Origin of the sequence: Pseudomonas sp. SD17-1, assembly GCF_029201585.1 — a bacterium.
Taxonomy (GTDB): domain Bacteria; phylum Pseudomonadota; class Gammaproteobacteria; order Pseudomonadales; family Pseudomonadaceae; genus Aquipseudomonas; species Aquipseudomonas palmensis.
The window spans coordinates 3,494,640-3,520,751 of sequence record NZ_CP104044.1 but is presented as its reverse complement, the minus strand read 5'-3'; the positions used below and the strand labels follow the sequence as shown (position 1 = coordinate 3,520,751).

Annotated in this window: 22 protein-coding genes; 5 read left to right on the top strand and 17 right to left on the bottom strand. The window is 67.1% G+C overall.

Annotated elements, in window-relative coordinates; all coding sequences use genetic code 11:
• The first annotated feature begins 21 nt into the window (after positions 1-21).
• From N0B28_RS15940 to N0B28_RS15930, 3 genes are all read left to right on the top strand, one after another.
• Complete coding sequence (locus tag N0B28_RS15940; RefSeq protein WP_116054624.1) at positions 22-2,094, top strand: PQQ-dependent dehydrogenase, methanol/ethanol family; 2,073 nt, start codon at positions 22-24, stop codon at positions 2,092-2,094.
• Positions 2,095-2,243: 149 nt separating this feature from the next.
• Complete coding sequence (locus N0B28_RS15935; protein ID WP_275727430.1) at positions 2,244-4,079, top strand: NAD(P)/FAD-dependent oxidoreductase; 1,836 nt, start codon at positions 2,244-2,246, stop codon at positions 4,077-4,079.
• A gap of 218 nt (positions 4,080-4,297) precedes the next feature.
• Positions 4,298-5,305 carry an Ldh family oxidoreductase gene (locus tag N0B28_RS15930; protein WP_123752445.1) on the top strand — a complete coding sequence of 336 codons (1,008 nt, stop codon included), beginning with the start codon at positions 4,298-4,300 and terminating at the stop codon, positions 5,303-5,305.
• Between the two features lie 115 nt (positions 5,306-5,420).
• Here N0B28_RS15930 and N0B28_RS15925 read toward each other — a convergent pair whose 3' ends face one another.
• The 16 genes from N0B28_RS15925 to N0B28_RS15850 all read right to left on the bottom strand — a co-directional run bounded on the left by N0B28_RS15925 (position 5,421) and on the right by N0B28_RS15850 (position 21,810).
• On the bottom strand, positions 5,421-7,001 hold the full coding sequence (locus N0B28_RS15925) for an aldehyde dehydrogenase (NADP(+)) (protein WP_274097273.1): 1,581 nt from the start codon (positions 6,999-7,001) through the stop codon (positions 5,421-5,423).
• A gap of 27 nt (positions 7,002-7,028) precedes the next feature.
• Complete coding sequence (gene abaF, locus N0B28_RS15920; protein ID WP_275727423.1) at positions 7,029-8,420, bottom strand: fosfomycin efflux MFS transporter AbaF; 1,392 nt, start codon at positions 8,418-8,420, stop codon at positions 7,029-7,031.
• Between the two features lie 81 nt (positions 8,421-8,501).
• The gene (locus tag N0B28_RS15915; protein ID WP_043861054.1) at positions 8,502-9,419 is read right to left on the bottom strand and encodes a dihydrodipicolinate synthase family protein; all 918 of its coding nucleotides are present in this window, start codon (positions 9,417-9,419) and stop codon (positions 8,502-8,504) included.
• 124 nt (positions 9,420-9,543) lie between these two features.
• The gene (locus tag N0B28_RS15910; RefSeq protein ID WP_054916117.1) at positions 9,544-10,572 is read right to left on the bottom strand and encodes a proline racemase family protein; all 1,029 of its coding nucleotides are present in this window, start codon (positions 10,570-10,572) and stop codon (positions 9,544-9,546) included.
• Between the two features lie 116 nt (positions 10,573-10,688).
• Positions 10,689-11,411, bottom strand: coding sequence for an amino acid ABC transporter ATP-binding protein (locus N0B28_RS15905; protein WP_054916116.1), 723 nt, complete (start codon positions 11,409-11,411; stop codon positions 10,689-10,691).
• Positions 11,404-12,054 (bottom strand): amino acid ABC transporter permease, encoded by a 651-nt coding sequence (locus tag N0B28_RS15900; RefSeq protein ID WP_043861057.1) that lies wholly within the window; start codon positions 12,052-12,054, stop codon positions 11,404-11,406. The genes N0B28_RS15905 and N0B28_RS15900 overlap by 8 nt, the downstream gene beginning before the upstream one ends.
• A gap of 10 nt (positions 12,055-12,064) precedes the next feature.
• On the bottom strand, positions 12,065-12,730 hold the full coding sequence (locus N0B28_RS15895; protein ID WP_275727419.1) for an amino acid ABC transporter permease: 666 nt from the start codon (positions 12,728-12,730) through the stop codon (positions 12,065-12,067).
• Positions 12,723-14,504: an aconitase family protein gene (locus tag N0B28_RS15890; protein ID WP_275727416.1), complete on the bottom strand. Its 1,782-nt coding sequence runs from the start codon at positions 14,502-14,504 to the stop codon at positions 12,723-12,725. The genes N0B28_RS15895 and N0B28_RS15890 overlap by 8 nt, the downstream gene beginning before the upstream one ends.
• Positions 14,505-14,514: 10 nt before the next feature.
• Positions 14,515-15,333 carry a transporter substrate-binding domain-containing protein gene (locus N0B28_RS15885; RefSeq protein ID WP_043861060.1) on the bottom strand — a complete coding sequence of 273 codons (819 nt, stop codon included), beginning with the start codon at positions 15,331-15,333 and terminating at the stop codon, positions 14,515-14,517.
• Positions 15,334-15,581: 248 nt separating this feature from the next.
• Positions 15,582-16,331 (bottom strand): AraC family transcriptional regulator, encoded by a 750-nt coding sequence (locus tag N0B28_RS15880; RefSeq protein ID WP_043861061.1) that lies wholly within the window; start codon positions 16,329-16,331, stop codon positions 15,582-15,584.
• Between the two features lie 74 nt (positions 16,332-16,405).
• Positions 16,406-17,662 carry an FAD/NAD(P)-binding oxidoreductase gene (locus N0B28_RS15875; RefSeq protein ID WP_275727414.1) on the bottom strand — a complete coding sequence of 419 codons (1,257 nt, stop codon included), beginning with the start codon at positions 17,660-17,662 and terminating at the stop codon, positions 16,406-16,408.
• Positions 17,659-17,895, bottom strand: a complete 237-nt coding sequence (locus tag N0B28_RS15870; protein ID WP_043861063.1) for a 2Fe-2S iron-sulfur cluster-binding protein — start codon at positions 17,893-17,895, stop codon at positions 17,659-17,661. The genes N0B28_RS15875 and N0B28_RS15870 overlap by 4 nt, the downstream gene beginning before the upstream one ends.
• Complete coding sequence (locus tag N0B28_RS15865) at positions 17,888-19,003, bottom strand: FAD-dependent oxidoreductase (protein WP_078480796.1); 1,116 nt, start codon at positions 19,001-19,003, stop codon at positions 17,888-17,890. Before N0B28_RS15865 ends, N0B28_RS15870 begins: the two co-directional genes overlap by 8 nt.
• The gene (locus N0B28_RS15860; protein ID WP_078480797.1) at positions 19,000-19,932 is read right to left on the bottom strand and encodes a 4-hydroxyproline epimerase; all 933 of its coding nucleotides are present in this window, start codon (positions 19,930-19,932) and stop codon (positions 19,000-19,002) included. The genes N0B28_RS15865 and N0B28_RS15860 overlap by 4 nt, the downstream gene beginning before the upstream one ends.
• 153 nt (positions 19,933-20,085) lie before the next feature.
• Entirely contained in the window at positions 20,086-20,790 is a 705-nt protein-coding gene (locus tag N0B28_RS15855) for a GntR family transcriptional regulator (protein WP_058541363.1), read from the bottom strand.
• 42 nt (positions 20,791-20,832) lie between these two features.
• Positions 20,833-21,810: a LysR family transcriptional regulator gene (locus tag N0B28_RS15850; RefSeq protein WP_088515457.1), complete on the bottom strand. Its 978-nt coding sequence runs from the start codon at positions 21,808-21,810 to the stop codon at positions 20,833-20,835.
• A 113-nt stretch (positions 21,811-21,923) separates the two neighbouring features.
• On the opposite strand from N0B28_RS15850, the gene N0B28_RS15845 reads away from it, so the two are divergent.
• Both N0B28_RS15845 and N0B28_RS15840 read left to right on the top strand, forming a co-directional pair.
• Positions 21,924-22,811, top strand: coding sequence for an SDR family oxidoreductase (locus tag N0B28_RS15845; protein WP_210014002.1), 888 nt, complete (start codon positions 21,924-21,926; stop codon positions 22,809-22,811).
• 145 nt (positions 22,812-22,956) lie between these two features.
• Positions 22,957-24,594, top strand: a complete 1,638-nt coding sequence (locus tag N0B28_RS15840; protein WP_043861067.1) for a methyl-accepting chemotaxis protein — start codon at positions 22,957-22,959, stop codon at positions 24,592-24,594.
• A gap of 215 nt (positions 24,595-24,809) precedes the next feature.
• On the opposite strand, the gene N0B28_RS15835 is transcribed toward N0B28_RS15840, so the two are convergent.
• Positions 24,810-26,090: an OprD family porin gene (locus N0B28_RS15835; protein WP_054916110.1), complete on the bottom strand. Its 1,281-nt coding sequence runs from the start codon at positions 26,088-26,090 to the stop codon at positions 24,810-24,812.
• Positions 26,091-26,112 lie beyond the last annotated feature (22 nt).

Here is a 26,112-nt window from a genome sequence, read left to right as displayed (position 1 = left end):
CCATCACCGAGGACACCGAACATGAAAAAACCTTTGCGTACTTCATTGCTGATGCTGTGCCTGGCCACCCCGCTGGCAGCCCTTGCCGCCGGGGTGGACGAGGCCGCCATCCGCGCCACCGAACAGGCCGGCGGCGAGTGGCTCAGCCACGGCCGCACCTATGCCGAACAACGCTTCAGCCCGCTCAAACAGATCGACGCCAGCAACGTCAAGTCGCTGGGCCTGGCCTGGTACATGGACCTGGACAACACCCGCGGCCTGGAGGCGACGCCGCTGTTCCACGACGGGGTGATCTACACCTCGATGTCCTGGAGCCGGGTGATCGCGGTCGACGCCGCCAGCGGCAAGGAGCTGTGGCGCTACGACCCCGAGGTGGCCAAGGTCAAGGCCCGTACCTCGTGCTGCGACGCGGTCAACCGCGGCGTGGCCCTGTGGGGCGACAAGGTCTACGTCGGCACCCTGGACGGGCGTCTGATCGCCCTCGACGCCAAGACCGGCAAGGCCATCTGGAGCCAGCAGACCACCGACCCGGCCAAGCCCTACAGCATCACCGGCGCGCCACGGGTGGTCAAAGGCAAGGTCATCATCGGCAACGGCGGCGCCGAATACGGCGTGCGCGGCTTCGTCTCGGCCTATGACGCCGACACCGGCAAACTGGCCTGGCGCTTCTACACCGTACCGGGCGACCCGGCGCTGCCCTACGAGCACCCCGAACTGCGCGAAGCGGCCAAGACCTGGCAGGGCGACCAGTACTGGAAGCTCGGCGGTGGCGGCACGGTGTGGGACAGCATGGCCTACGACCCCGAGCTGGACCTGCTCTACGTCGGCACCGGCAACGGCTCGCCGTGGAACCGCGAGGTGCGCAGCCCGGGCGGTGGCGACAACCTGTACCTGTCGTCGATCCTCGCCATCCGCCCCGACACCGGCAAGCTGGCCTGGCACTACCAGGTCACCCCGGGCGACAGCTGGGACTTCACCGCCACCCAGCAGATCACCCTGGCCGAGCTGAACATCGACGGCAAACCGCGCAAGGTCCTGATGCAGGCGCCTAAAAACGGCTTCTTCTACGTGCTCGACCGCACCAACGGCAAGCTGATCTCGGCCGAGAAGTTCGGCAAGGTCACCTGGGCCGAGAAGGTCGACCTCGCCACCGGCCGGCCGGTCGAGGCCCCTGGGGTGCGCTACGAAAAAGAGCCCATCGTGATGTGGCCCAGCCCCTTTGGTGCGCACAACTGGCATTCGATGTCGTTCAACCCCGGCACCGGCCTGGTGTACATCCCCTACCAGGAAGTACCCGGTGTGTACCGCAACGAAGGCAAGGACTTCGTTACCCGCAAGGCATTCAACACCGCCGCCGGCTTTGCCGACGCCACCGACGTGCCGGCCGCCGTGGTCAGCGGCGCCTTGCTGGCCTGGGACCCGGTCAAGCAGAAGGCCGCCTGGAAGGTGCCGTACCCCACGCACTGGAACGGCGGCACCCTGAGCACCGCCGGCAACCTGGTGTTCCAGGGCACTGCGGCGGGGCAGATGCATGCCTATTCCGCCGACAAGGGCGAGGCGCTGTGGCAGTTCGAGGCGCAAAGCGGCATCGTTGCCGCGCCCATGACCTTCGAACTGGCCGGGCGTCAGTACGTGGCGATCATGGCCGGCTGGGGCGGCGTGGCCACCCTGACCGGCGGCGAGTCGATGAACCTGCCGGGCATGAAGAACCGCAGCCGCCTGCTGGTGTTCGCCCTCGATGGCAAGGCGCAGTTGCCGCCACCGGCCCCGGCGCCCGCCAAGGTCGAGCGCGTGCCCCAGCCCGTCACCGCAGCACCCGAGCAGGTGCAGGCCGGCAAGCAGCTGTATGGCCAGTTCTGCAGCGTGTGCCACGGCATGGGCACCATCAGCGGCGGTTTGATCCCCGACCTGCGCCAGTCCAGCGACGCCACCCGCGAGCACTTCCAGCAGATCGTCCTGCAGGGCGCGCTCAAGCCACTGGGAATGCCGTCGTTCGACGACTCGCTCAAGCCCGAGGAGGTCGAGCAGATCAAGCTCTACGTGATGTCGCGCGAGTACGAGGACTACATGGCGCGCCACAAAGCCGCACCTTGAATCGCACCGGCGGCCTGTGTACGTCACAGGCCGCCGGTCGGGTGCGTGTTGGTGCTCCGGGTCGATCTGGTCTTTTCTGAAAGTAGTCACATCGCTGGCAGTCTTTGTGACTTCAACGCGAGAGCCCGATTGCCCCTGGAGCCACTGCCATGTCCGCCATCCCTTCGCGCAGCCCCCGCAGGACGCCACTTGCCCGCAACAAGGACGTGACCGCGCTGGTCCCGGACTTCCCGTTCCACTACGCCGACTACCTCGCCGCCGCCCGTGCTGCCGGCCAGCCGCTGTGCCGCGTGCCGCCCGAGTGCTGGGGCCGCAAGGTGCTGGTGGTCGGCGCCGGTATCGCCGGCCTGGTGGCGGCCTACGAACTGCTGAAGATGGGCCTGCACCCGGTGGTGCTGGAGGCCGGCGAGCGCATCGGCGGGCGGCTGTATTCCAGGGTCATGGGCGACCCCGGCGCCGAGGTGATCTGCGAGCTGGGCGCCATGCGCTTTCCGGTATCCGGCAAGGCGCTGTTCCACTACTTCGACAAGGTGGGCATGACCGCGCAGTCGGCGGACTTTCCCAACCCCGGCACAGCGGCCGCAGTCAGCACCGTGGTCGACTACCAGGGCCGCGTGAAGTACTACGAGCACGACAGCCCGGTGTTCCCCGTGCCACCGGAGTACCTGCAGCTCGAAGAGCAGTTCTTCGAAACCTTTCTGGCGGGCGCGCCGTTCCACTTCCATGAACTGGAAACCGCCATGACCGAAGGCAGCATCGACCAGAAAGCCATCAAGCGCCTGTGGAATGCCATCGTCCACTGCGGCGCCGGCCGCAGCTGGGACGACGTCAGTTTCTATCAGGCGCTGCTGCAGGAGTCGGGGTGGAGCCGCGAGCAGATCAACCTGTTCGGCCAGATCGGCTTCGGCACCGGTGGCTGGAACACCGACTACCCCAACAGCATTCTCGAAGTGCTGCGGGTGCTGTACACCGGGCTGGATGCCAGCCACCGGCTCATGTACCAGGGCGCCGATGCACTGCCCAGGGCGCTGTGGACGCAATCGCCCACTGCGTTGGGCGACCCCTGCGCCAATGGCCAGGGCGACAGCAGCGTCGAGTCGATGTCCCGCCAGGTATTCGCCGAGCCGTTCAACCAGGAAGTCCGGCATATCAGCCCGCTGGCGAACGGTGAGTTCTCGGTACTGGTCCACGACCTCAAGCGCGATACCAGTGCCTGGCTGACCATCGGCCACGTGGTCTACACCCCGCACCTGCGGGTGCTCGACAAACTGCGCGCCAGCGGCACCGTGCAGCAACTGAAGGCCATGGACGCGCTGCTGCCCAGCGCGACCTGGGAGGCCGTCAAATACACCCACTACATGCAGTCGGCAAAGATCTTCGCGGCCACCCGGCGGCCCTTCTGGCACGAACGACCGGGGCCGATGCAGGAACGCACGCTGAGCGTGACGCTGTCCGATGGCCTCACCCGTGGCACCTACCTGGTCGATTACGCGCAGGCGCCAAGCGGCTACCGCGGCAGCGGCATCTTCCTGTCGTACACCTGGAACGACGATGCGCTGAAGTTCCTGGGCGACCGCGCCAGGCCGGCGCCGCAACATGCCCAGCTGTGCACCACGTTGCTGCAGGCCATCTACCCCAACGTGGACCTCGCCGCGCACTACAGTGCCAGCAACACCTTCGTCGAGTTCAACTGGGAGGACCAGCCGCACTACCTGGGCGCCTTCAAGATGAACCTGCCCGGGCAGTACGCCTACCAGCGCAGGCTCTTCGCGCAGTTCATGACCGGGGTGGGCAGCGCCACGCCCTACGGCTTCGTGCTGGCCGGCGACGACGTGTCCTGGACCGGTGGCTGGGCCGAGGGCGCGGTCACCAGCGCACTCAATGCGGTGAACAAGATTGCCGTGTGCCTGGGCGGCGCGAGCGACCCGCGCAACCCCGGCCCGGTGGAATCCTGGGCCGACCTGCAACCGGTCGAACTGCGCTGAAGCTATCCACAAAAAAAGTGGGTAGCTCTGTGGATAAAGCGCTACACGCTACGTACCACAAGGGCTGCGTCAGTTTGATTACAAACTGAACAGCTTCCCTGGGTGTGCGTGGGGGGCTGTTGGCCACTGTGCCAAGTTCGTCATGCCCGTGGTCCGAATCGATCAAGCCCGGCCCCGGTCGATGGGGCACGATGGACGGTCTGTCCAAGGAGCTGACCATGATTCGACTGACCCTTACCCAAGCCCATGAACTGGCAGAGTCGATCCTGCTGCACAACGGTTTCAACGCGGCGCACGCCGCAGCGGTGACGGCCACGGTGGTCGCCGGGGAGCGCGATGGCTGCGCCTCCCATGGGCTGTACCGGGTGATCGGCTGTGTGAACTCGCTCAAGGCCGGCAAGGTGTCGGCGGCGGCCGAGCCGCAGGTGATCGACCAGGCGCCCTCGATCGTGCGTGTGGATGCTGCTGGCGGCTTCTCGCAGCTGGCGTTCCAGGCCGGCTTGCCGATGCTGCAGGCCAAGGCCCGCAGCAACGGCATCGCGGCCCTGGCCATCAACCATTGCGTGCACTTTTCGGCGTTGTGGGTCGAGATCGAACAACTGACCGAGGCCGGCCTGGTGGCGCTGGCGTGCAACCCCAGCCATGCCTGGGTGGCGCCGGCCGGGGGCAGCCAGCCGGTGTTCGGCACCAACCCCATCGCGTTCGGCTGGCCGCGTGCGGGCGCCAACCCGTTCGTGTTCGACTTTGCCACCAGCGCGATTGCGCGCGGCGACATCGAGCTGCATCGGCGCGCCGACAAGGCCATCCCCGAAGGCTGGGGCGTGGATGCCCAGGGGCAGCCGAGCACCGACCCGAACGTGGTGCTCGACAGTGGCGCGATGCTCACCTTTGGTGGGCACAAGGGTTCGGCGCTGGCGGCGATGGTCGAGCTGATTGCCGGGCCGTTGATCGGCGACCTGACCAGTGCCGAGTCGCTGGCCTATGACGCGGGCAGCAAGTCCTCGCCGTACCATGGCGAGCTGATCCTCGCGCTGGACCCGCAGCGGTTTCTGGGGGCGGGCGCCGAGGCGCACCTGGCGCGGGCGGAGGCGGTGTTTGCGGGCATCGAGGGGCAGGGTGCGCGGCTGCCGTCACAGCGCCGCTTCGAGGCGCGCAAGCGCAGCCTGGAGGAGGGCGTGCAGATCCCCGAGGCGCTGTACAACGACCTCAAGGCATTGCTGAACTGAAACCCCATCGCGGGCCAAGCCCGCTCCCGCAGGGGCTCCACTGACCATGAACACAGTGGTGTACCTGTGGGAGCGGGCTTGACCCGCGATGGGCTGCAAAGCAGCCCCAAATCAGTCAGAGCGGTTCGCGACTGCTACAACCCTCCACCAACCGCACAATCCCCAACGGGTTGCCATCCTGCAACGCCGCCGGCAGCAGATCATCCGGGCAGTTCTGGTAACACACCGGCCGCAGGAACCGATCGATCGCCAGGCTCCCCACCGACGTCCCCCGCGCATCCGAGGTGGCCGGGTAGGGCCCGCCATGCACCATCGCATCGCACACTTCAACACCGGTCGGGTAGCCGTTGAACAGCACCCGCCCAACCTTCTGCTCCAGCAGCGGCAGCACCTGGGCAAACTGCGCCAGGTCGTCGGCTTCTGCAATCAGGGTGGCGGTCAACTGCCCATGCAGGCTCGCCAGTGCGCTATGCAACTGATCCGCATCGGCCACTTCCACCACCACCGTGGTCGGCCCGAACACCTCCTCCTGCAACAGCGCATCACCGTCGAGCAGCAAGCTCACATCTGCCTTGAACAGCTGCGGCTGCGCCTGGTTGCCCTGTTGTTCACGGCCCGCCAGGTGGCTCACCCCAGGGTGCGCCTGCAACGCCTGTACGCCCCTGGCATAACTGCGCAGGGTGCCGGCATTGAGCATGGTCTGCGCCGGCTGCTCGCCCAGCGTCGCCGCCAAGTGCGCAACAAACGCCGAAAACTGCGGCGAGCGCAGCCCGATCACCAGCCCGGGGTTGGTACAGAACTGCCCGCAGCCCATCACCACCGACGCCGCCAGCTCCGTGGCGATTTTCTCGCTGCGCACCTGCAGCGCCTGCGGCAGCACCAGCACCGGGTTGATGCTGCTCATTTCGGCAAACACCGGGATCGGCTGCGCCCGCGCCGCCGCCATGTCGCACAGCGCGCGCCCGCCCTTGAGCGAGCCGGTAAAGCCCACGGCCTGGATCGCCGGGTGCTTGACCAGCGCCTCGCCCACCCCGGCGCCATAGATCATGTTGAACACGCCCTCGGGCATGCCGGTGCGCTCGGCGGCGCGAATGATCGCGTTGGCCACGTGCTCGGCCGTGGCCATGTGCCCGCTGTGGGCCTTGAACACCACCGGGCAGCCGGCCGCCAGCGCCGCTGCGGTATCGCCCCCGGCGGTGGAGAACGCCAGCGGAAAGTTGCTGGCGCCGAACACCGCCACCGGCCCCACGCCGATACGGTACTGGCGCAGGTCCACCCGTGGCAGCGGCTGGCGCTCGGGCAATGCGCGGTCGATGCGTGCACCGTAGAAGTCTCCCCGGCGCAGCACCTGGGCAAACAGGCGCATCTGCCCGCTGGTGCGGCCGCGCTCGCCCTTGATCCGTGCCGTGGGCAAGGCCGTTTCGCGGGTTACCAGCGCGACGAAGTCATCGTCCAGCGCGTCCAGCTGCTCGGCTATGGCCTCCAGAAACTCCGCCCGGCGCCCGGCCGGCAGGTTGCGAAACGTCGGGTAGGCCGCCGCTGCGGCGCGGGCGGCAGCGTCCACTTCCTCGGCGGTGGCCTGGGTGAAACGGTACGGCAGGGCGTCGCCGGTGGTGGCGTCATGGCTGTGCAGGGTGATGCTGCCGGCGGCGCTGCGCGCACCGCCGATGTAGTTGTGGCCGATGATCTCGGTCATGCAGACCTCCTGTTGAAAGGGTTGGGCTCAGGCCAGCGAGTTGCCGCGAGCGCTGGCGGTGTCGGTGCTGGCGGCAACCCGCTCGGCCGACTCGGCGTCGACCAGGTGCAGCGACTTGCCACGGGTTTCACGGGTCAGGCCGACGGCGACGATGGAAATCGCCGCGGCGCCCACCAGGTACCAGGCAATCGGCGTCGAGCTGTTGTACTTGTTGAGCAGGGTGATGGCGATCAGCGGTGCCAGGGAGCCGGCGAAAATCGGCGCCACCTGATAGCACAGCGACAAGGCGGTGTAGCGCACATGGGTGGGGAACATCTCGGCCATCAGCGCCGAGTAGGGCGCATAGGTCATCGACTCGATGGCCAGGCCCAGGGTGATCGCCGCCATGATCAGCCAGTTGTTGCCGGTGTACATCATCGGGAAGCCGACGAAGCCCCAGAACGCGGTCAGCACCGCACCGGTCAGGTACACCGGCTTGCGCCCCACCAGGTCGGACAGGTAGCCCATCAGCGGGATCAGGAAGAAGTGCAGCAGGTGCGCGCCGAACATCAGCAGCAGAATCTGCGAGGTGTCCTTGTGCACCACCAGCTTGAGGTAGGTGATCGAGAAGGTCACCACGGTGTAGTACAGGATGTTCTCGGCAAACCGCGCACCGATGCCCACCAGTACCGAACGCCAGTGATGGCGCAGCACTTCCACCACACCCAGCTGCTGCACCTTGTGCTGTGCCTGGCGGGCCTGGGCCTGCTTGAAGATCGGGGCATCATCCACGCTGGTGCGGATCCAGTAGCCGATCAGCACCACCAGTGCCGACAGCCAGAACGCCACGCGCCAGCCCCAGGCCAGGAACTGCTCCTCGCTCAGGGTGCTCGACAGCGCCAGCAGCGCCACCGTGGCCAGCAGGTTGCCCGCCGGTACGCCGGCCTGCGGCCAGCTGGCCCAGAAGCCGCGACGGTTGTCCGGGCAGTGCTCGGACACCAGCAGAATCGCGCCGCCCCATTCGCCGCCAAAGGCGAACCCCTGGATCAGGCGCAGCAGCACCAGCAGGATGGGCGCGGCGTAGCCGATGCTGTCGAAACCGGGCAGGCAGCCCATCAGAAAGGTGGTGATGCCGACCACCACCAGGCTCAGTTGCAACAGGCGCTTGCGCCCGAACTTGTCGCCATAGTGGCCGAACACCAGGCCGCCCAGCGGGCGGGCCAGAAAACCTACGGCGTAGAGGGCGAAGGCGGCGATGATGCCGTCGATGGGGCTGTCGGTCTGGCGAAAGAACAACTGGCCGAACACCAGTGCCGAGGCCGTACCGTAGAGAAAGAATTCATACCATTCGGCGACGGTACCGGCCATGGCGGCCGCTACCACACGCTTGAGGCCCGCCGGGGCGGTGGTTGCGCGGGGAGAGGGGTGTGCAGTGCTCATGCTGGCGTTTCCTGTGCAGGCGCAAGACAGAAAAACTGGCGCGCCGGGTGGGCCCCGCAGAGAGGCCCGCCCGGCACTCACTCAGAGGCCGACATCCGGCAGTTCAGGGCGATTGGCCAGGGCCTTGGCCATGATCTGCTCGACGAACTCGCGGTCGTCCTTTGGCAGGGCCAGGCGCGGTGGACGGGTCAGCGCGCTGCCGCGACCGGCAATGGCTTCACACAGCTTGATGCACTGCACCAGGTCGGCGCGGGCATCCAGGTGCAGGATCGGCATCAGCCACTCGTAGATCGGCATGGCCTCGGCAAAGCGTCCGGCCTTGGCCAGGCGGAAGATCGTCTCGCCCTCCTTGGGGAACACGTTGGACATGCCCGACACCCAGCCCTCGGCGCCCACCGCGATGCTTTCGAGCACCACGTCGTCGAGGCCGGCGAACAGCACGAAGCGGTCGCCCACCTCGTTGCGCACGTCGATGAAGCGGCGGGTGTCGCCGGAGGAATCCTTGAAGCACACCACGTTGTCGCAGTCGGCCAGGGAAATCAGGATGTCCGGGGTCACGTCGTTTTTGTAGATCGGCGGGTTGTTGTAGACCATCAGCGGCACGTCGGCATGCTTGGCCACGTAACGGTAGTGCTCGGCGGTCTCGAACGGCTTGGAGCCGTACACCAGTGCCGGCATCAGCATCACCCCGTCCACGCCCACCTTGCGCACCGCGTTGGCCACCTTGGCGGCCTGCACGCTGGTGAACTCGGCCACGCCGCAGATCACCGGCACACGCCCACGCGAGGCATCCACCGCCACTTCGGTCACGGCAATCTTTTCTTCGGCCGTCAGCGAGGTGTTCTCGCCCACCGAGCCGCACACCACCAGGCCCGACACGCCGTCGCGGATCACGTTGGAAATCACCTGGTGGGTTTTTTCCAGGTTGATGGAGAAGTCGTCGTTGAATTGGGTGGTGACCGCAGGGAACACGCCACTCCAGTTGATGCGCTTGCTCATTGGTTGTCTCCGGTGGTTGTTAGTATTTCGTATACGATATTTTATGTGTGTGAAGCAGACCAGCGTTATTTCGGGGTTTTTGCTGGTCTTTTTGCTTAGGGTTTGTGAATCAAGGGCTTAGCGATCAGGCGCCGGGCCAGGTGTCCGACAGTCGGTAGCCTTGTGGCCACGGGTCGGCGGGGTCGAGCAGCAACTGGTGGGTGCCGGTGATCCAGGCGCGCCCCGAAATGCACGGGTAGATGGCGGCGCGGCCGGCCACTTCGGTCAGCGAATCGATGCGACAGTGGAACTCCGAGCCCAGGATCGAGCGGCCGATGAAGCGTTCGCCCACCTGCATCAGGCCCTTGGCCTGCAACACTGCCATGCGCGCCGAACAGCCGGTGCCGGTGGGGGAGCGGTCGATCTTGCCGGGCTGGATCACCACCGCGTTGGCACCGGTGGCCACGCCATTCTCCATCACGATGGGCGCGGCGATCTGGCAGAACGAGATATGCGACCAGCCGGGGTTGAGCGGGTGCACAAAACCCAGTTGTTCGTTGGCGGCGCGGGTGATCTTCAGGCCCACCTCCACCAGGTCGGCGGCCTCGTCGGGGCGAATGGCAAAGCCCAGGCGCTGGGCATCGACAATCGCGAAACTGTCGCCGCCATAGGCGGTGTCGACCTGCAGCGAGCCCACGCCCTCGACCTCGATCCAGGCGTCCAGGCGGTCGGCGAAGGAGGGCACGTTCCTGACCTCCACGCGCTGAACCTTGCCGTCCCGGCATTCGGCCACGGCCTCGATCAGGCCGCCGGGGGCTTCGAGCACCAGACGGGTCTGCGGCTCGGTCATCGGCAGGATGCCGCTGTCGAGCAGCACCGTGGCCACGCACAGCGAGTTGGAGCCGGACATCGGCGGGGTGTCGGCCGGCTCCATGATGATCCAGCCCATCTGCGCGGCCGGGTTCTTGGGCGGCACCAGCAGGTTGACGTGGCGGAACACGCCGCCACGCGGTTCGTTGAGCACGAAATTGCGCAGGGTGTCGTCCTGCGCGATCCAGCGCGACTGTTCCCACAGGGTGTCGCCCGGTGGCGGCGCGACGCCACCGACAATCACATCGCCGACCTCGCCTTCGGCGTGGCAGCTGACTACATGAATCACCTTTGATGAACGCATTGCCTGGCTCCTGATTGATTGGGGCTGCTGCGCAGCCCATCGCGGGTCAAGCCCGCTCCCACAGGGTATGGGCTGATCTGTGTGGGAGCGGGCTTGACCCGCGATGAGGCCCCTGGTTACTTCACTGACTTGAGAAACGCCGCCGTCTCCGGCTGCTGCGGGTTGCCGATCACCTGGTCCGGCGAGCCGATCTCGTGCACCAGCCCGTTGCGAAAGAACGCCACCCGGTCCGACACATCCCGCGCAAAGCGGATCTCGTGGGTCACCAGCACCATGGTCATGCCGTCCTCGGCAAGCATGCGCATGGTGTCCAGCACTTCGCCCACCAGTTGCGGATCGAGCGCCGAGGTGGCCTCGTCGAACAGCATGTAGTCCGGCGACATCGCCAGCGCCCGGGCAATCGCCATGCGCTGCTGCTGGCCACCGGACAACTTGCCGGGGAAGGTCTTGAACTTGTCGCCCAGCCCCACGTGGGTCAGCTGCTGGATCGCCAGTGCCTCGGCTTCCTCGCGGCTCTTGCCCAGTACCTTGCGCGGCGCCAGCATCACGTTCTCCAGCACCGTCAGGTGCGGGAAGGCATTCCACTGCTGGAACACGATGCCGATCTTCTGGCGCAGGCGGTTGAGGTCGGTGGCGCGGTTGTGCACTTCGATGCCATCCACGCGAATGCTGCCCTTCTGGATCGGCTCCAGGCCGTTGATGCACATCAGCAGGGTCGACTTGCCCGAGCCCGAACCGCCGATGATCGACACCACCTCGCCCTTGTTCACCGTCAGGCTCACGCCCTTGACCACTTCCAGGTCGCCGAAGGATTTGTGTACGTTGTCGATCTCAATCATTTTCTTGCCACCTTCTTTCCAGTCGGGCGCCCAGGCGTGCGACCACCAGGCTCATGACGTAATAGATGAGGCCCGCGATGCACAGCACCAGCAGGGGTTCCTGAATCCGTGTGACGATGGTCTGGGAGGCGCGCAGCAATTCGACGATGCCGATCCACATCACCAGCGCGGTGTCCTTCATCACGCTCAGCACCAGGTTCAGCCAGCCCGGAAAGGCCACCCGCGAGGCCATCGGCAGCACGATCCAGCGCAGGTCCTGCAGGTAGCTCAGGCCCAGCGAGCGGCTGGCCCGGCGCACGCTGGGCGGCACCGCCAGCACACCGCTGCGCACGATTTCGGTGAAGTACGCCGCGGCGTACACCCCCAGCACGATGCAGCCCACGCTGAAGGCGCTGATGTTCAGGCCCACGATGCTCTTGAACGAGTTGAACAGCACGAACTGGATCAGCAGCGGCACGCTGCGAAACACATCCAGCACCCAGGCCAGCGGCAGGCTGGCGCGTGGCAGCAGCGCACGCAGCAGGCCGAACACCAGCCCGGCCACCGAGCCCAGCATGATCGACCAGAAGGTCAGCTGCAGGGTGACCCAGGCCCCGTCGAGCAGGAACAGCATGTCGTTCCAGGTAAAGCTTGTAGAAAACATGGACAGCTCCTCAGTAACGGAACAGCCGCCAGGCCATCAGCCGGGCCACCGCGACGATCAGCTTGGCGATCAGGTAATACAGCACCGCTGCAATGGCGAAGTACTCGAAGGTGCGGAAGGTCTTGACGTTGTAGTCCTGGGTCACGCCGGTGAGGTCGTTGTTGAGCCCCACGATCACCCCCAGCGAGGTCATCAGCACCGCCCACACCATCTGGTTGCTCAAGGGGTAGAACACCACCCGCAGCAACTGCGGCACGATGATCATGCGGTAGGCCTGGAACGCGCTCATGCCCAGCGAGCGTGCCGCGCGCATCTGCGTGGTCGGCACTGCCTTGAGCCCGCCGCGAAAGTTCTCCGCCAGGTACCCGGCGTTGTTGAAGGTGATGCCGGCCAGCAGCGCGAACCACGAACTCACGTGCAGCCCCAGCGAGCCAAGCCCGAAGTACAGGATGTAGATCTGGAACAGCGAAGGGGTGTTGCGCGCAATCGATACCCAGGCATTGCCGATGCCGCGCGTCACCGGCTGCTGCGCTTCACGCATCACGGTCAAGGCCAGGGCGATCAGCACGCCGAAGATCATCGACAGCGCGGCGGTCTCGAAGGTGACCCAGGCACCGGCCAGCATGTCGGGCAGGGCGCGCAGGGCCGAGCGCCATTGGAAGGTGTAGTCAAACATGCGCGGGGCTCTCCTGTGGGGCGGCCGGTTGCAGCCAAGCCGGCAGGCGACCGCTGGCGCTGCCGGTGCAGGCGGCCTCGACGCACTCGCCAAGGCTGGCGAAATGCACCGCCCGGCCCGCCAGCCCGGGGGCGTAGTGGGCGTATTTGCCCGAGTTGGTCATCAGTGTGCGGGCGGCGGGCGGGATCACCGGCTCGCCGAGCATGCACCAGCAGGTGTCGGTCACCAGCACCGCGCCGAAGGCTTCGATCGGGGCAAGGTGGCCGGCGTCACGGGCCTGCTCCAGCACCGCACGGCCGCAGGTGATCACCAGGCTGACCGCCGGGTTGCGTGTGCGCCCGCGGCACAGCTGTGCCAGGTGCGCGAACTCGCCCAGGGAGAAGTGCGGGTTGCCCAGCGACACCAGGTCCACCTGGCTGTCACGGGCACTGTTCAGCTCGCGCCAGCTCACCAGCAGGTCGGCCAGGGCAATGCGTTTTACCGGCAGCACCTCGCCCGCGCTGACCGCCTGGGCCGGGTCCAGCGCTTCGGGTGTGACCCCGGCGATATGGAACAGCGGCGCCGCCGAGGTGGTGGCGAACGCGGCGCCGAAGGCCTTGAGGTCGTCGTGGGTCGGGGCAAAACGCTCCAGCCCTGTCACCAGCGGGATCCGGCTGCCGACCATGGCGCCGATGTGATAGCCCAGCAGCGGGTAGAACGCATCGTCCAGTTGGGTCAGCGCCGGCAGGTCGATCTGCACCCGCGCCTTGCGCTGGGCCTCCAGGTGGCAGCCGATCAGCGGCGCGCGGCCGGTCAGGGCGATGCAGATATCCAGGTAGTCGGGGTACTTCAGGGTACGCGCGCCGAGCACGCTGTTGGCGTACACCACGGCGTTGGACTCGGCCCACACGATCTGCTCGCCGAGCTTCGGCGCGCTGTCGAGCAGGTAGGGGGCGCAGGTAAAGCTCATCTGCGCGCCCATCGCCATGTAGGCATCGCCCAGCGCACTGGCAGGTTCGCCCAGCGCCGCGTCGATACCCAGTTCGCGCCAGCGGCGCTGGTCCACGGAAATCGAGTTGAGGGTGGTCGGCACCCGCACCCTGGCGCCCCACTGCACCAGCTGCTGCGCAAAGCGCAGGCTGGCGGGGCCGGTGTAGATGCAGCCGTCGATATGCGCCTGGCTGATGTCCACCAGGCTGTGTGCGCCCTGCAGCTCGGCCATGCGCAGCACGATCTGCATCGCCACCTGCGCGGCCTTGCCCAGGTCGCCCGCGAGCAAGGCCTGGTCGTGGTCGGTAAGGGTGAGGGTGGTCGGGCGCGTCGCCGCCGGCGGGCTGGCCGGGGCTGCCGGCAGCGCCTCGGCGGTGGCCTGGTCGAACAGCACCAGGCGCTCGCCCTGCACCTGCGCAAAGGCCTTGCCGCGCAGGGCGGCAAAGGCCTGCTGGCCGATGCACAGCACCGGCAGCGAGCGCCCGAACAGCAACTGCGCCACCAGCACGCCCAGGGTCAGGATCTCATCCGGCTCGGCCAGCACCAGTGCCGCCGGTGCATGGCCATTGCTGATCAGTTCCATCATCACACTGCTGCCGGTACACGAGCCGCGCCCGCTGGGAATGGCCAGCACGCGGCCGGCCAGGTGTGCGCCGCTGAGCGGGTGATGGCGGTCGATGACCTCGCCGCTGAAGGCGTCGACACCGCCCCAGAAACTCAGGCCGATGTCGGCGAACAGCAACTCGCCACTGGCCGCGCCATCGACCAGGCTACGCCCGTTCAGGGCAGTGGAAGGGCTGGGCATGCCGGGCACCTCAGTAGTAGACCTTCGGCACGGTCAGGTCGGTCGGCGGGATATCGGTGCCTACCCATTTGACGAACAGCTCGTTGTAGCGGCCGCTACGTACCTGCTGGTTGACGAACAGGTTGAGGTAGTTGAGCAGGCCGTACTCGTTGCGCTTGGCCCCCAGCGACACGTAGTCGATCACGTAGGGTGCGTTGCCGGCGATCTTCAGGTTCTTGTACTTGCCCGACTTGAGCGTGGCGGCGGCCACGGTGTTGGTCACCACGGTGGCATCGATGTGCCCCTGGGCCACGGCCAGGATGGTGTCGTTCTGCGACTGGTAGGCGCGGAAACTGCCGCTGCCCCACTGCTTCACGTCCTTCTCCAGTGCGATGGCTTCATAGGTGCCGCTGGTGTTGCCCAGGGCCTTGCCCTTGATGTCGTCGAAGCTGTTGATGCCGGTGTTGTCGCGGGTCAGCACGACCATCTGGAAGGCAAAGTAGGGCACCGTGAGGCCGACCGTCTTGGCCCGCTCCAGGGTGTCGGAGGTGGACGCCACGATCACGTCGGCCCGCCCCGAGACCAGCGCCGGGATACGGTCCGGGAACGGCGTCTCGACGATCTCGGCATCTACCCCGAGGACCTTCGCCAGGTCGTTGCAGTAGTCGACGTCGAAGCCGGCCGGCTTGTTGGCGTCGTCGCGAAAGCCCATGGGCGGGAAGTCCAGGGTCACGGCGCAGCGCAGCTTGCCGGAGCCGATGATGTCATCGAGCTTGTCGGCCTGGGCGGTGGCGATGAAGGAGGTACTGAGCACAGCGCTGAGAGCTACAACAAAAGCGGGGTTTTTCATGGAAGCCTCGTTTGTCGGAAGGTGCTGGTAGCGGGCGTATTGTGAATTTCGTATACGATATTTTTATAGCAATGCGCGTGCCTGTTTTTGCCCGCGCGATGCAATTGCTGTGCGGCCCTTGAGCCAGAGGACTTGCGTTGAATCCGGCAGGGCAGGCGGGCGGTGCGCAGGAAACGCTGCCCGGTGCCGGCGGTGTTACATATGGGAGCAGTGGGTGCGGCGGCGCACCCTAAAGGAACACACCGCGTCTAGCGGCGGGTATCGCGGTACTGGCTTGGCGACAGGCTGGTGAGGGCGCGGAACTGGCGGCTGAACGCGCTGTGGTCGGTGTAGCCGCAGCGCAGGGCGATCTCGGTGATCGGCAGGTCGCTGTGGTGCAGCAGCCGCGAGGCTTCTTCAAGGCGCACCTTGTGGATCATCTGGCGCGGGGTGAGCTGGAACACGCGCTTGCAGTTGCGCTCCAGCTGCGCGGCAGACAACCCGGCAATCGCGGTCAGCTCGGCCAGGCTCACGGGCCGTGCGAAGTGCTCGCGAATGTGCGCATCCACCGCCGCCAGGCGATCGAAGCCGGGGTGGCTGGCCTGGGGCGCCTGCAGGTCGCGGGAGATGCCGGCCAGGCCGACGATCTGGCCCTGGGTGTCGAACAGTGCCAGCTTGTGGGTCAGGCACCACACCGGCTGGTTGCCGAAGTACAGGTGCAGTTCGAGCTGGTCGGCCAGCTCGCGGCCGCTGTCGAGCACGCGGCGGTCCTGCGCGGTGTACAGCGGGCCGAAGCGCTCGGGGAACACGCTGTCGGCGGTCAGCCCCAGCAGCTCGTGGCTGTGCCTGAAGCCGCAGCGCCGCGCCAGGGTGTGGTTGACGAAGGCGTAGCGGGCCTGGGTGTCCTTGATGAAGAACACCACGTCGCTCAGCGTATCGAGCAGCGGCGCGATCGGCTGCAGGCTGCTCAGCAGGCTGGGCAGGTCGCAGGGCTGGAAGCTGTTGAGCGATACGTACATGGCGCTGACGGTCTGGTGGGCACCTTCGGGATCATAGAGATCCGGCGCCCGCCTCGAAAGCCCCGGGCTGCGTTTCATGCGGGCGGGGTGTCGTCCAGGCACAGCAGGGTCTCGATGCGCGCCGGGCTGAACGGCGGGCGCGGCGCCGAGGGCTGCCAGCCGAACAGGTGCTGCGCTGCGGCGCCGCACACCCGGCCCTGGCAGGCGCCCATGCCGCAGCGACTGCTCAGCTTGGCCTCGCGCCAGTCACGCTGGCCGGCGAGCTTGCTGTAGGGCACATCCTCGCAGCGGCATACCAGGGTGTCGGGGCGGGCCAGTTGCTTGAGCTGCGGGGCAAGGGCGAAGGCGTGGTTGAGCGCCTTGGCGAAGCCCTGCCAGCGCGCTCGCTGCGGCCAGTGGCGGGCGGCGCCCTGGCGGTCGCCCACGGCCGCCAGCCCGGCAATGGTGCCTTCCACCAGCGCCAGTTCGCTGCCCCCAAAACCGGTGCATTCCCCCGCCGCGAACAGGCCCGGCTCACTGGTGGCCTGCCACGCATCCACGGCCAGCGCCTGGCCGTGGAGTGTGCAGCCCAGGGCCTGGCCGAGCTGGCTGTTGGGAATCAGGCCGAAGCCGCAGGCCAGGCGCTCGCAGGCCAGCTCGACCAGGTTGCCGTGCTGGCGCAGGCGCACGCCTTCGAGGCGCTCGCTGCCGAGTGCCTCCACCACATGGCTGTCGGTGCGGTAGTGGCGGTCGAACAGGCCGAACGCCTGCAGCAGCTTGTTTGGCCAGCGCGGCAGTTGTGCGGCAAAACCCGCCACCGCGCCGCGGGTTGCCTGTTCGGCAACGCCTACCACCTGCGCGCCGTTGTGCCGCGCCGTGGCAGCGCTGGCCAGCAGCAGCGGGCCGCTGCCGGCGATCACCACGCGCTGGTCGCGCACCGGCAGGCCGCCCTTGATCAGTGCCTGCAGGCCACCGGCACCGGTCACGCCGGGCAGGGTCCAGCCGGGGAAGGGCAACAGCAGTTCGCGTGCGCCGGTGCACAGGATCAGCGTGTCGTAGTCGATCACCCAGCCGCGCTCGGCGTCTTCCACCAGCAACTGGCGCGGGCCGGTGGCGGCGATCACGCGGGTCTGCGGGTGGTGCTGCACATTGTTCAAGGCGCCCACGTGCTCGCGCAGGCGCTGTGCCTGCGCCGGCACGCTGGCCTGCGGGCCGTCGCGCCAGATCTGCCCGCCGGGCCAGGGGTTGTCGTCCAGCAGCACGATGCGTGCACCGCTGGGGGCAGCGGCCAGTGCGGCATTGAGGCCGGCCGGGCCGGCGCCGATGATCAGTACGTCGGCATGGGCGCTCATGCGCGGGTCTCCACCTGCATGCCGTCGCGGCACAGGGTCTGGCAGGCCAGGCGGCGCCGGCCGTCGATGCTCACCCGGCATTCCTGGCAGATGCCCATGCCGCACAGCGGTGCGCGGCGCTGGCCGCTCACCGAGGTACGCGTGCAGCCGTCGCCAGCCAGGGCCAGTGCAGCGGCCACGCTGGTGCCTTCGGCCACGCGCAGGGCACGTCCGTCCAGGGTCAGTTCAGGCATGGGTCGGTTCTCCGAGAAAACGCTGTGGCAGGTAGGCCTGTGCGGCCAGGGGCGGGTGTTCGTCGAACAGTTGCGCCACCAGCAGGTCGGCGGTGGCCGGGGCCGTGGTCACGCCCAGCCCTTCATGCCCCACCGCCAGCCACAGGCCGGGGCGTTGCGGGTGCTGGCCCACCAGCGGCAGGCCGTCGGGGCTGGCGGCGCGAAAGCCGGTCCAGGCGCGAATCGCATTGAGCTGGGCCAGCGCCGGCACGTATTCGGTGGCGCGCTTGAGCATCCTGGCAAGCATCCAGCCTTCCACCTGCGGGTCGGTGGTGCCGAACTGGCGTGAGGCACCGATGAACAGCTGGCCGGTAGGGCGCGGCTGGATATTGCACGCGGCCGACGGGCCGCTGGCGTTGTGCGCACTGGTCACGTAGCCCAGTTCCACCAGGGTGTGGGTGACCTGGCCGGGGTAGCGGTCGGTGATCAGCAGGTGGCCCTTCTTGGGTTGTATCGGCAGTTCGGGGCACAGTTCGGTGGCCTGGATACCGTTGGCCAGCACCACGGCCGTGGCGGCCAGCCACTGTCCGTCGTCCAGGCGCACCCGGGCGCCATCCACCTCGGCGACCCGTGCCTGGCGCTGGCGAATGCGCGGCTGGTCGAGCATCCAGCGTGCGGTGGCCGGGGCATACAGAATGCCGTCGTCCTCGATCAGCAGGCCGCCCTCCAGCCCTTCGCGCAGCAATGGTTCGCGTTCGCGCAATCGAGGTGCGCCGACCAGCTGGCAGATCACCCCATGGGCGCGCAGGTTGGCGTGCTTGTGCTCGGCCACGGCCATTTCTTCAGCGTTGGCGGCCAGCCACAGGGTGCCGTTGCTGCGGTAGGCGCAGCCTTCGGGCAGGTTGCGCGCAATGTCGCGCCAGCGTTGCAGCGAGTATTGGCTCAGGGCCAGTTCGGCGGGGTTGTCGTCCAGCACCAGCAGGTGGCCCATGCCGGCGGCGGTGGCGCCGGGCAGCCCGGCATCCAGCACCAGCACGTCGAGGCCGCGCCGGGCCAGGGCCTGGGCGCAGGCCGCGCCGATGATGCCGGCGCCCACCACGATCACATCGGCGGCCAGGCCCTGGGTCACAGGCGGATGCCCCAGGCGAACGGGTCGTCCTGCTCGATGATCAGCGTGGCTTCGGCGCTGATATGCGCGCGGCCGCGAATGGTCGGCACGATGCGATCGCCTGCGGTTTCGAACGAGCCTTCGAACTGGCTGCCGATCACGCTGGCCTGGCGCCAGATCTGGCCCGGTTGCAGCTTGCCGTCGGCGGCCAGGCACGCCAGCTTGGCGCTGGTGCCGGTGCCGCAGGGCGAGCGGTCATAGGCCTTGCCGGGGCACAGCACGAAGTTGCGGCTGTCGGCGTCGGGGTCGTCGGCGAACAGCTCGACGTGATCGATCAGGCCGCCGTCCTCGCCGCGCAGGCCCTGATCTTCCAGGGCCTGCTGCACGGCCACGGTGTAGGCGGTGAGCGCGTCGAGGTTGTCGCCGCTGATACGCAGGCCGTGCTCGGCCACCAGGAAGAACCAGTTGCCGCCCCAGGCGATATCGCCGGTCACTTCGCCGATGCCGGGCACCTGCACGCTGACGGCGTGGCGATAGCGGTAGGCGGGTACATTGCGCACGCTGACCGAGTGGTCGTCGTGCAGGGTGGCTTGCACGTTGCCCACGGGGGTTTCGAGGGTGTGGGTGCCGGGGCCGATCCTGCCCAGGTGGGCCAGCGAGACCACCAGGCCGATGGTGCCGTGGCCGCACATGCCCAGGTAGCCGGTGTTGTTGAAGAAGATCACCCCGGCGCAGGCGCTGGGGTCGACCGGTTCGCAGAGCAGTGCGCCCACCAGCACATCATTGCCGCGGGGTTCGAGCATGCAGGCGGCGCGCCACTGATCGTGGTGTTCGGCCAGCTGTTGCCTGCGTTCGGCCATGCTGCCGTGGCCCAGGTCGGGGAAGCCTGCGGTGACCAGGCGCGTGGGTTCGCCGCCGGTGTGGGAGTCGATCACGGTGATGCGTTTCATGGGGCGCGTCCGTTGGGGGGTATGGACGCAAGGGTGGCGGTTGGTGGGGGGTGGCGTCTTGATGGAATTGCGCGGTGTGGATGACGAAATCGGCATAGGGCCATGACATGTCCGAACTGTTGCAACGCGCCATGGCCTGGGGGTTTTGAGAGGTCAGCCCTGTTGGCCCGGCTCCAGACCGGGGTGGGGCTTGGCCATCGGCAAGTGCTCCAGCAAGGTCTCGCACACCCCCGCAATATGCTCATCCAGCAAGCCCACCGCGCGCTCCACATCACCCGCCCGGCATGCATCGAGGATCTCGCGGTGTTCGTGGTCGGCACGCTCCTTGCCCGCCGACAGGCTCATCTGCATGCGCAGGTACCGCTCCAGCTTGTCGTTCACCGAACGGATCATGCTCACCAGAAACGGTCGCTGCGCCGGCTCGTACAGGCACGCATGCAACTCCCAGTTCAACTGCGCCCAGCGCCCCACGTCGTTCTCGCCAATGAACTCCTGGCAGATGCGCTCGGCCTGTTCGAACGTGGCCTCGGTCATGTTCGGGATGGCCAGGCGCAACACCTTGTCCTCCAGCAACATGCGCACCTCGAACATCTGCGCCAGCTCGAAGTCCGACAAGCGCGTGACCATCGCCCCACGGTTGCGCTGAAACATCACCAACCCCTCGGCCTCAAGCCGCTTGAGCGCCTCGCGCACCGGGATCTTGCTGACGTTGAACTGACGCGCGATGTCGTCCTGGCGAATCGGCTCGTCTTCGTCGAAGTGCCCGGCCACGATGGCATCGCGCAGGTGCCGGGTGATGATCTCGGACGTGGAGGGCGTGTTGCCCAAGTCCGGCGCGTTGAGTTTGGGTAGGTTCACGGTGGCAATCATTCGAGGGGATTTAGGGATATGGTATACGAATTATCTGGAAACGTTCGCCCGGGAGCGCGACGCGTTGCCACACGATGACGGCGACGGCGGCTCGAAACCGTCCCCCGACAGGCACTGGCGCAGGTGCGTCAGCAGCGTCGCGACCTTGGGCTGCGCCTGCCGGCTCTTGAGCCACGCCAGGTGAATCGGCAGGCCGTCGGTGGCCAGCGGCGCCAGCACCTGCACCAGGCTGCCGTCTTCCAGCTGACGACGAATCAGCCAGGTCGGCAGCTGTGCGATGCCATGCCCGGCCAGCACTGCGGCCACCTGGCCCTCGGCATCGCCCACCGCCATGCGTGCCGGCATGATCCGACGCTCGGTATGCCCGGGGCGGGCGGTAGGGAAGTGCCACGGGCCGACCATGCCGTCATTGAGCCCGTACACGATGCAGCTGTGGCGTTCCAGTTCGAGCTCGTTGCCGGGCTCGCCATGGCGCTCCAGGTACGCGGGGGCGGCGCAGAACACCACGCGCTGCGAGCCCAGGTAATGGTGCCCCACCGCCGCCGGCCAGCTTTGCGGCCCGCCGATGCGCACGAACAGGTCGATGCCGGCCTCGACCGGGTCCACGAAGCGGTCGGAGAAGGTCACGTGCGGCATCAGCAGCGCATGCTCGCGCACGCAGGCCAGAATCGCCGGCAGCCCGTGCAGGCGCCCGAAGGCCGCCGGCAGGTCGATGCGTACCCGGCCGCGTGGCTCGGCGTCTTGGGTGCTCAGCGCCAGCTCTGCCTCTTCCAGCTCGGCCAGCACGCCGGTGCAGGTGCGATAGAACGCCGCTCCGGCTTCGGTCAGCGCCACGCGCCGTGTTGTGCGTGCCAACAGGCGCGTGTGCAGCCGCGCCTCGAGCCGCGCGACGCTCTTGCTGACCGCCGAGCCGGTCAGGTTAAGGCGCTCGGCCGCGGCCTTGAAGCTGCCCAGGTCGGCCACGCAGACGAACACGTCGATGCCCTTGAGGCGTTCCGAAGAATACATGTGCCCACCCCATTGATGAATTGCAGTCACTTTACCCGGTAAAACATATCGCCAATACGCCGTTTGTTCCCGAGTAGCCTGATTCGACCTCTACTGCACAACAGGTTGCGACCATGCACGACACCAAGCCCACCGTCCTCATCACCGGCGCCACCGGCCAGATCGGCGGCGACACCCTGCGCTTTCTGCAAGGCGACGACACCATCGAACTGGTGGCCGCCGTGCGTTCGCCGGCCAAGGCGCAGCCCTTCCAGGCCCGTGGCATCCGCACGGTGATCATGGACTTCGACCACGAGCACACCCTGGCGCCGGCCCTGCAGGGCGTCGACCGGGTGCTGCTGGTGACCGGCTACAGCGTCGACATGCTGCGCCAGAGCAAGGCCTTTCTCGACCGCGCACGCCACGCCGGGGTGCAGCACGTGGTGCACCTGGGGGCCTGTGGCGACGACGACGCCACCATCGGCCACTGGGCCTGGCACCAGTTCGTGGAGCGCTATGTGCAATGGTGCGGCTTCAGCTTCACCCACCTGCGCCCGGAGTGCTTCATGCAGAACCTGCTCAGCTACGACGGCACCCAGGCCGTGCGCAACGGCGTGATCGAACAGTACACCGGCCACACGCGGTTCAGCTGGGTCGACGGCGAAGACGTGGCGCGGGTGGCGGCGCAGGCCCTGCTGCACCCGCAGCGCCATGCCGGGCAGACCTACCGCCTGGGCTACGACGTGAAGTCCTACGACGAGGTGGCACAGGTGATGAGCGAGGTACTCGGCCAGCCGTTTCGCTATGACGCGCAATCACCCGACGTGTTTCTCGAAAACATGCGCGCCGCCGGCGCCGAGATGGCCTACATGAGCTGCGTGCACGACAACTTCACGCGCATGGCCGCCGGCACCATCCCCGGGGTCGACCAGGTGTTCGACAATTTCCAGGCCATCACCGGCCGCGAGCCGGTGCGCTGGGTGGACTTCGTGCGCAAGCACCGGGCCGCATTCGCCTACTGATCGAATACATGTCTGAATCTTTTTGTAAGAGGTAAATGACATATTAGAAGCGGGGCAATCTTCATTTTAAAATACAATAGTGTATGTTTGTGCGCGGTGCGCCTTGCGCCGTCGTGCATAACAATAAAATGAGGTATTGCCCCCTATGATCGGGTTGAGACATCTGCGTATCAGCACCCGCATCACCGTGCTGGTGATCGGTATCACCCTGTTTGTCGTGTTGCTCAGTGGCTGGCTGGGGCTGACCCTGCAACGCAGCCTGCTGCAGGAGAAGATGGCCGGTGTCGGCACTGCGCTGGACACCGCATCCACCCTGCTGGCGCATTATGAGAAGCAGGCCGAGGAAGGCCACCTGAGCCGCGCCGAGGCGCAGCGCCAGGCGGCAGAAATGGTCAGCCGCATTCGCTACCTGGGCGACAACTACCTGCTGATTCTCGACCTGCAGCACCGCATGCTCATGCACCCCAAGGCACCCGCCCTGGTGGGCAAGTCGCAGGCCGATTTCAAGGACGTCAACGGCAAGCCGTTCGCCCGTGAAATGATCGACCGGGCCGTGGCCCAGGGGCGCGGCACGGTCGAGTACTGGTTCCCGCGGGCAGCCGGGCAGGCGCCGGAATTCAAGGTGTCCGAGGTGGTGCTGTTCAAGCCCTGGGGCTGGGTGCTGGCCAGCGGCATCCACCCGCAGGACGTGCGCCACGAAGTGAACACGGTGCTGCGCATGCCGGCGTTGCTGGTGCTGGTGGCATTGCTCGGCATGGCGCTGTGCGCCTGGCTGCTGATTCGCAGCATCACTCGGCCGCTCAACCACACCGTGCAGGCGCTGGCCCGCGCCACCGATGGCCACACCGACCTGACCTTGCGCCTGCCCACCGACGGCTTCGACGAGCTGACCCAGGTGGCGCACAGCTTCAACCGCCTGGTGGAGGCTGCGCACCGCGTCACCCGCAGCATGGCCAAGGCCAGCCAGCGCATCTCCAGCACCAGCGACAGCCTGGGGCAGATCACCGAGGCGGCGCAGCGCAGCATGCAGGCCCAGCAACTGGAGACCGACAGCGTGGTCACGGCCATGAGCGAGATGGTCAGCACCGTGCAGGACGTGGCGCACAACGCCAGCGTCGCCGCCAGCGCCACCCGCGATGCCGAGCAACAGGCCACGGCCGGCAGCGCCACGGTGCGCGATGCCGGTGAGGCGATTGGTGCGCTGGCCGAGGCGCTGGAGCACAGCCGCAGCGTGGTGGACCAACTGGCCACCGACTCGGGCAGTGTCGGGCGCGTACTGGACGTGATCACCGCGATTGCCGAGCAGACCAACCTGCTGGCGTTGAATGCTGCCATCGAGGCGGCGCGTGCAGGTGAGCACGGGCGTGGCTTTGCGGTGGTGGCGGACGAGGTGCGCACGTTGGCGCGGCGTACGCAGCAGTCGACGCTGGAGATCCAGCAGATCATCAACCGCGTGCAGGCCGGTGCCAGCCAGGCGGCGGCGCAGATCGGCGCCAACGTCGAGTCGGCGCAGCAGCCGGTGGCGGCCTCGGCGCGGGCCGGGCAGGCGCTGGCGTTGATCGATGCGTCGGCGTCCACGGTGAGCCAGATGACCTTGCAGATTGCCAGTGCGGCGGAGCAGCAGGCGGCCACGGCAGACGGCATCAACCGCAGCGTCACGCGCATCCACGACGCCTCGACGGTGAGCGCGCGCACCATCGAGCAGACGCGCCAGTCGTGTGATGAGCTGAGGGCGTTGGCGCAGCAGCTGGAGGAGCAGGTGGGGCAGGTGGTTACGGGGTAGGGCGCGGCAACGGACGTGTAGGAGCGGGCCTTGCCCCGCGAACTGGTGCGAAGCACCAGCAGGACCGGCACAGGCGGCCTGACTGCCCCGCGAGCGCAGCGCGCCCGTTCGCCGGCAAGGCCGGCTCCTACAGGTACCGCGGTGATTCGACGCTGCCAACGCAAAACGCCCCGGCAAGCCGGGGCGTTTGTTCATCTACACACGATGCCAGCGCGTTACCAAAGCGCCACGGTGTAATCCACGTTCACCCGCAGCTCGTTGTCATCCCTGAACGCCGCAGTCGAGGCAAAGTCATTGCGGTACCACGCATGGCGCAACCGCAATGCAACGTTCTTGAACGTGCCGCTCTGCACCACGTACGACAACTCGATGTCCTTCTCGCTCTCGCTGCGCCCGCTGCCGCCCAGCGCATTCGGCAATTCGATGCGGCTGCCGTCCAGGTAACGCAGCATGCCCTTGAGCCCCGGTACGCCCAGGGCGACGAAGTCGTAGTCATAGCGCACCTGCCAGGTACGCTCCTTGGGGTTGAGGAACTCGCTGCTCAATGCGCCCTCGCTCACCACCATCGGCTCGGACCCGGCGATGTACGGCATCGCCGTATCGCCGCTCAATTGCATGTAGCCCAGCCCCAGGCTGTGTGCGCCCAGGCTGTAGGTGCTCATCACGCCGAAGGTACGGTTGTCGACCTTGCCGGCCCTGGCCGGGCCGTCCTCGCCGCTGATGTGGTAACGCACATCGGTCTTCAGGCGCCCGTTCGCCACCGCACGGTTGTCGACGAAGCCGACGTAGTCCTGGCGATAGATGTCCTCCAGCTGCGCATGGTAGTACTTGAGCACCAGCTGCTCGGACCACTGATAGTCGCCGCCGCCATAGGTAAAGCTGTCCGACTCGGCTGCACCATTGAAGCGCCGGTTGGGCGCGGCGACGGTGATCTTCTGGTAGTTGGTGGAATCGCGCTGGTTCATGCGGTCCAGGCGCCCGCCGCTGAGGGTCAGGTTGTCGATGTCCTGGGACTTGAACTGCACCCCGCGAAAGGTCTGCGGCAGCAGGCGCGTGGGGCTGGCGAACAGGATCGGCGAAAACGGTGCCAGGGTGCCGGCCTGCAGTTCGGTCCTGGAAACCTTGACCTTGCCGGTCAGGCCCAGCTCCGAATAATCGTCGCGCGGATCGCGGTCCCTGGGGTCGAACGGCAGCAGCCCGGTGCCGGTGCGCGCGGGGCTGGAGTCCAGTTTCAGGCCCAGCATGGCCTGGGCATCCAGGCCGAAGCCGACGGTGCCCGGGGTGTAGCCGGAAGTGAAGCGCAGGATGAAGCCCTGGGCCCATTCGCGCGTCGCCGACTGCGCCGATTCGCCCTTGTAGTCACGGTCGAAGTAGTAGTTGCGCGCGGTCAGGGTGGCCTTGCTGTCTTCGATGAAACCCTGGGCCAGCAGTGCCGGGCTGAGCCCGCACAGGGTGCCGAGGGCGAGGGTGGTGTTGACCCGTTTCAGAGTGCTCATGGATCTGCCTTTTTTATTATTG

Excerpts from the sequence above, each read along its gene's own strand:
- N0B28_RS15940 (WP_116054624.1), top strand. The coding sequence starts at position 22 with ATGAAAAAACCTTTGCGTACTTCATTGCTGATGCTGTGCCTGGCCACC.
- N0B28_RS15935 (WP_275727430.1), top strand. The coding sequence starts at position 2,244 with ATGTCCGCCATCCCTTCGCGCAGCCCCCGCAGGACGCCACTTGCCCGC.
- N0B28_RS15930 (WP_123752445.1), top strand. The coding sequence starts at position 4,298 with ATGATTCGACTGACCCTTACCCAAGCCCATGAACTGGCAGAGTCGATC.
- N0B28_RS15925 (WP_274097273.1), bottom strand. The coding sequence starts at position 7,001 with ATGACCGAGATCATCGGCCACAACTACATCGGCGGTGCGCGCAGCGCC.
- abaF (WP_275727423.1), bottom strand. The coding sequence starts at position 8,420 with ATGAGCACTGCACACCCCTCTCCCCGCGCAACCACCGCCCCGGCGGGC.
- N0B28_RS15915 (WP_043861054.1), bottom strand. The coding sequence starts at position 9,419 with ATGAGCAAGCGCATCAACTGGAGTGGCGTGTTCCCTGCGGTCACCACC.
- N0B28_RS15910 (WP_054916117.1), bottom strand. The coding sequence starts at position 10,572 with ATGCGTTCATCAAAGGTGATTCATGTAGTCAGCTGCCACGCCGAAGGC.
- N0B28_RS15905 (WP_054916116.1), bottom strand. The coding sequence starts at position 11,411 with ATGATTGAGATCGACAACGTACACAAATCCTTCGGCGACCTGGAAGTG.
- N0B28_RS15900 (WP_043861057.1), bottom strand. The coding sequence starts at position 12,054 with ATGTTTTCTACAAGCTTTACCTGGAACGACATGCTGTTCCTGCTCGAC.
- N0B28_RS15895 (WP_275727419.1), bottom strand. The coding sequence starts at position 12,730 with ATGTTTGACTACACCTTCCAATGGCGCTCGGCCCTGCGCGCCCTGCCC.
- N0B28_RS15890 (WP_275727416.1), bottom strand. The coding sequence starts at position 14,504 with ATGCCCAGCCCTTCCACTGCCCTGAACGGGCGTAGCCTGGTCGATGGC.
- N0B28_RS15885 (WP_043861060.1), bottom strand. The coding sequence starts at position 15,333 with ATGAAAAACCCCGCTTTTGTTGTAGCTCTCAGCGCTGTGCTCAGTACC.
- N0B28_RS15880 (WP_043861061.1), bottom strand. The coding sequence starts at position 16,331 with ATGTACGTATCGCTCAACAGCTTCCAGCCCTGCGACCTGCCCAGCCTG.
- N0B28_RS15875 (WP_275727414.1), bottom strand. The coding sequence starts at position 17,662 with ATGAGCGCCCATGCCGACGTACTGATCATCGGCGCCGGCCCGGCCGGC.
- N0B28_RS15870 (WP_043861063.1), bottom strand. The coding sequence starts at position 17,895 with ATGCCTGAACTGACCCTGGACGGACGTGCCCTGCGCGTGGCCGAAGGC.
- N0B28_RS15860 (WP_078480797.1), bottom strand. The coding sequence starts at position 19,932 with ATGAAACGCATCACCGTGATCGACTCCCACACCGGCGGCGAACCCACG.
- N0B28_RS15850 (WP_088515457.1), bottom strand. The coding sequence starts at position 21,810 with ATGTATTCTTCGGAACGCCTCAAGGGCATCGACGTGTTCGTCTGCGTG.
- N0B28_RS15845 (WP_210014002.1), top strand. The coding sequence starts at position 21,924 with ATGCACGACACCAAGCCCACCGTCCTCATCACCGGCGCCACCGGCCAG.
- N0B28_RS15840 (WP_043861067.1), top strand. The coding sequence starts at position 22,957 with ATGATCGGGTTGAGACATCTGCGTATCAGCACCCGCATCACCGTGCTG.
- N0B28_RS15835 (WP_054916110.1), bottom strand. The coding sequence starts at position 26,090 with ATGAGCACTCTGAAACGGGTCAACACCACCCTCGCCCTCGGCACCCTG.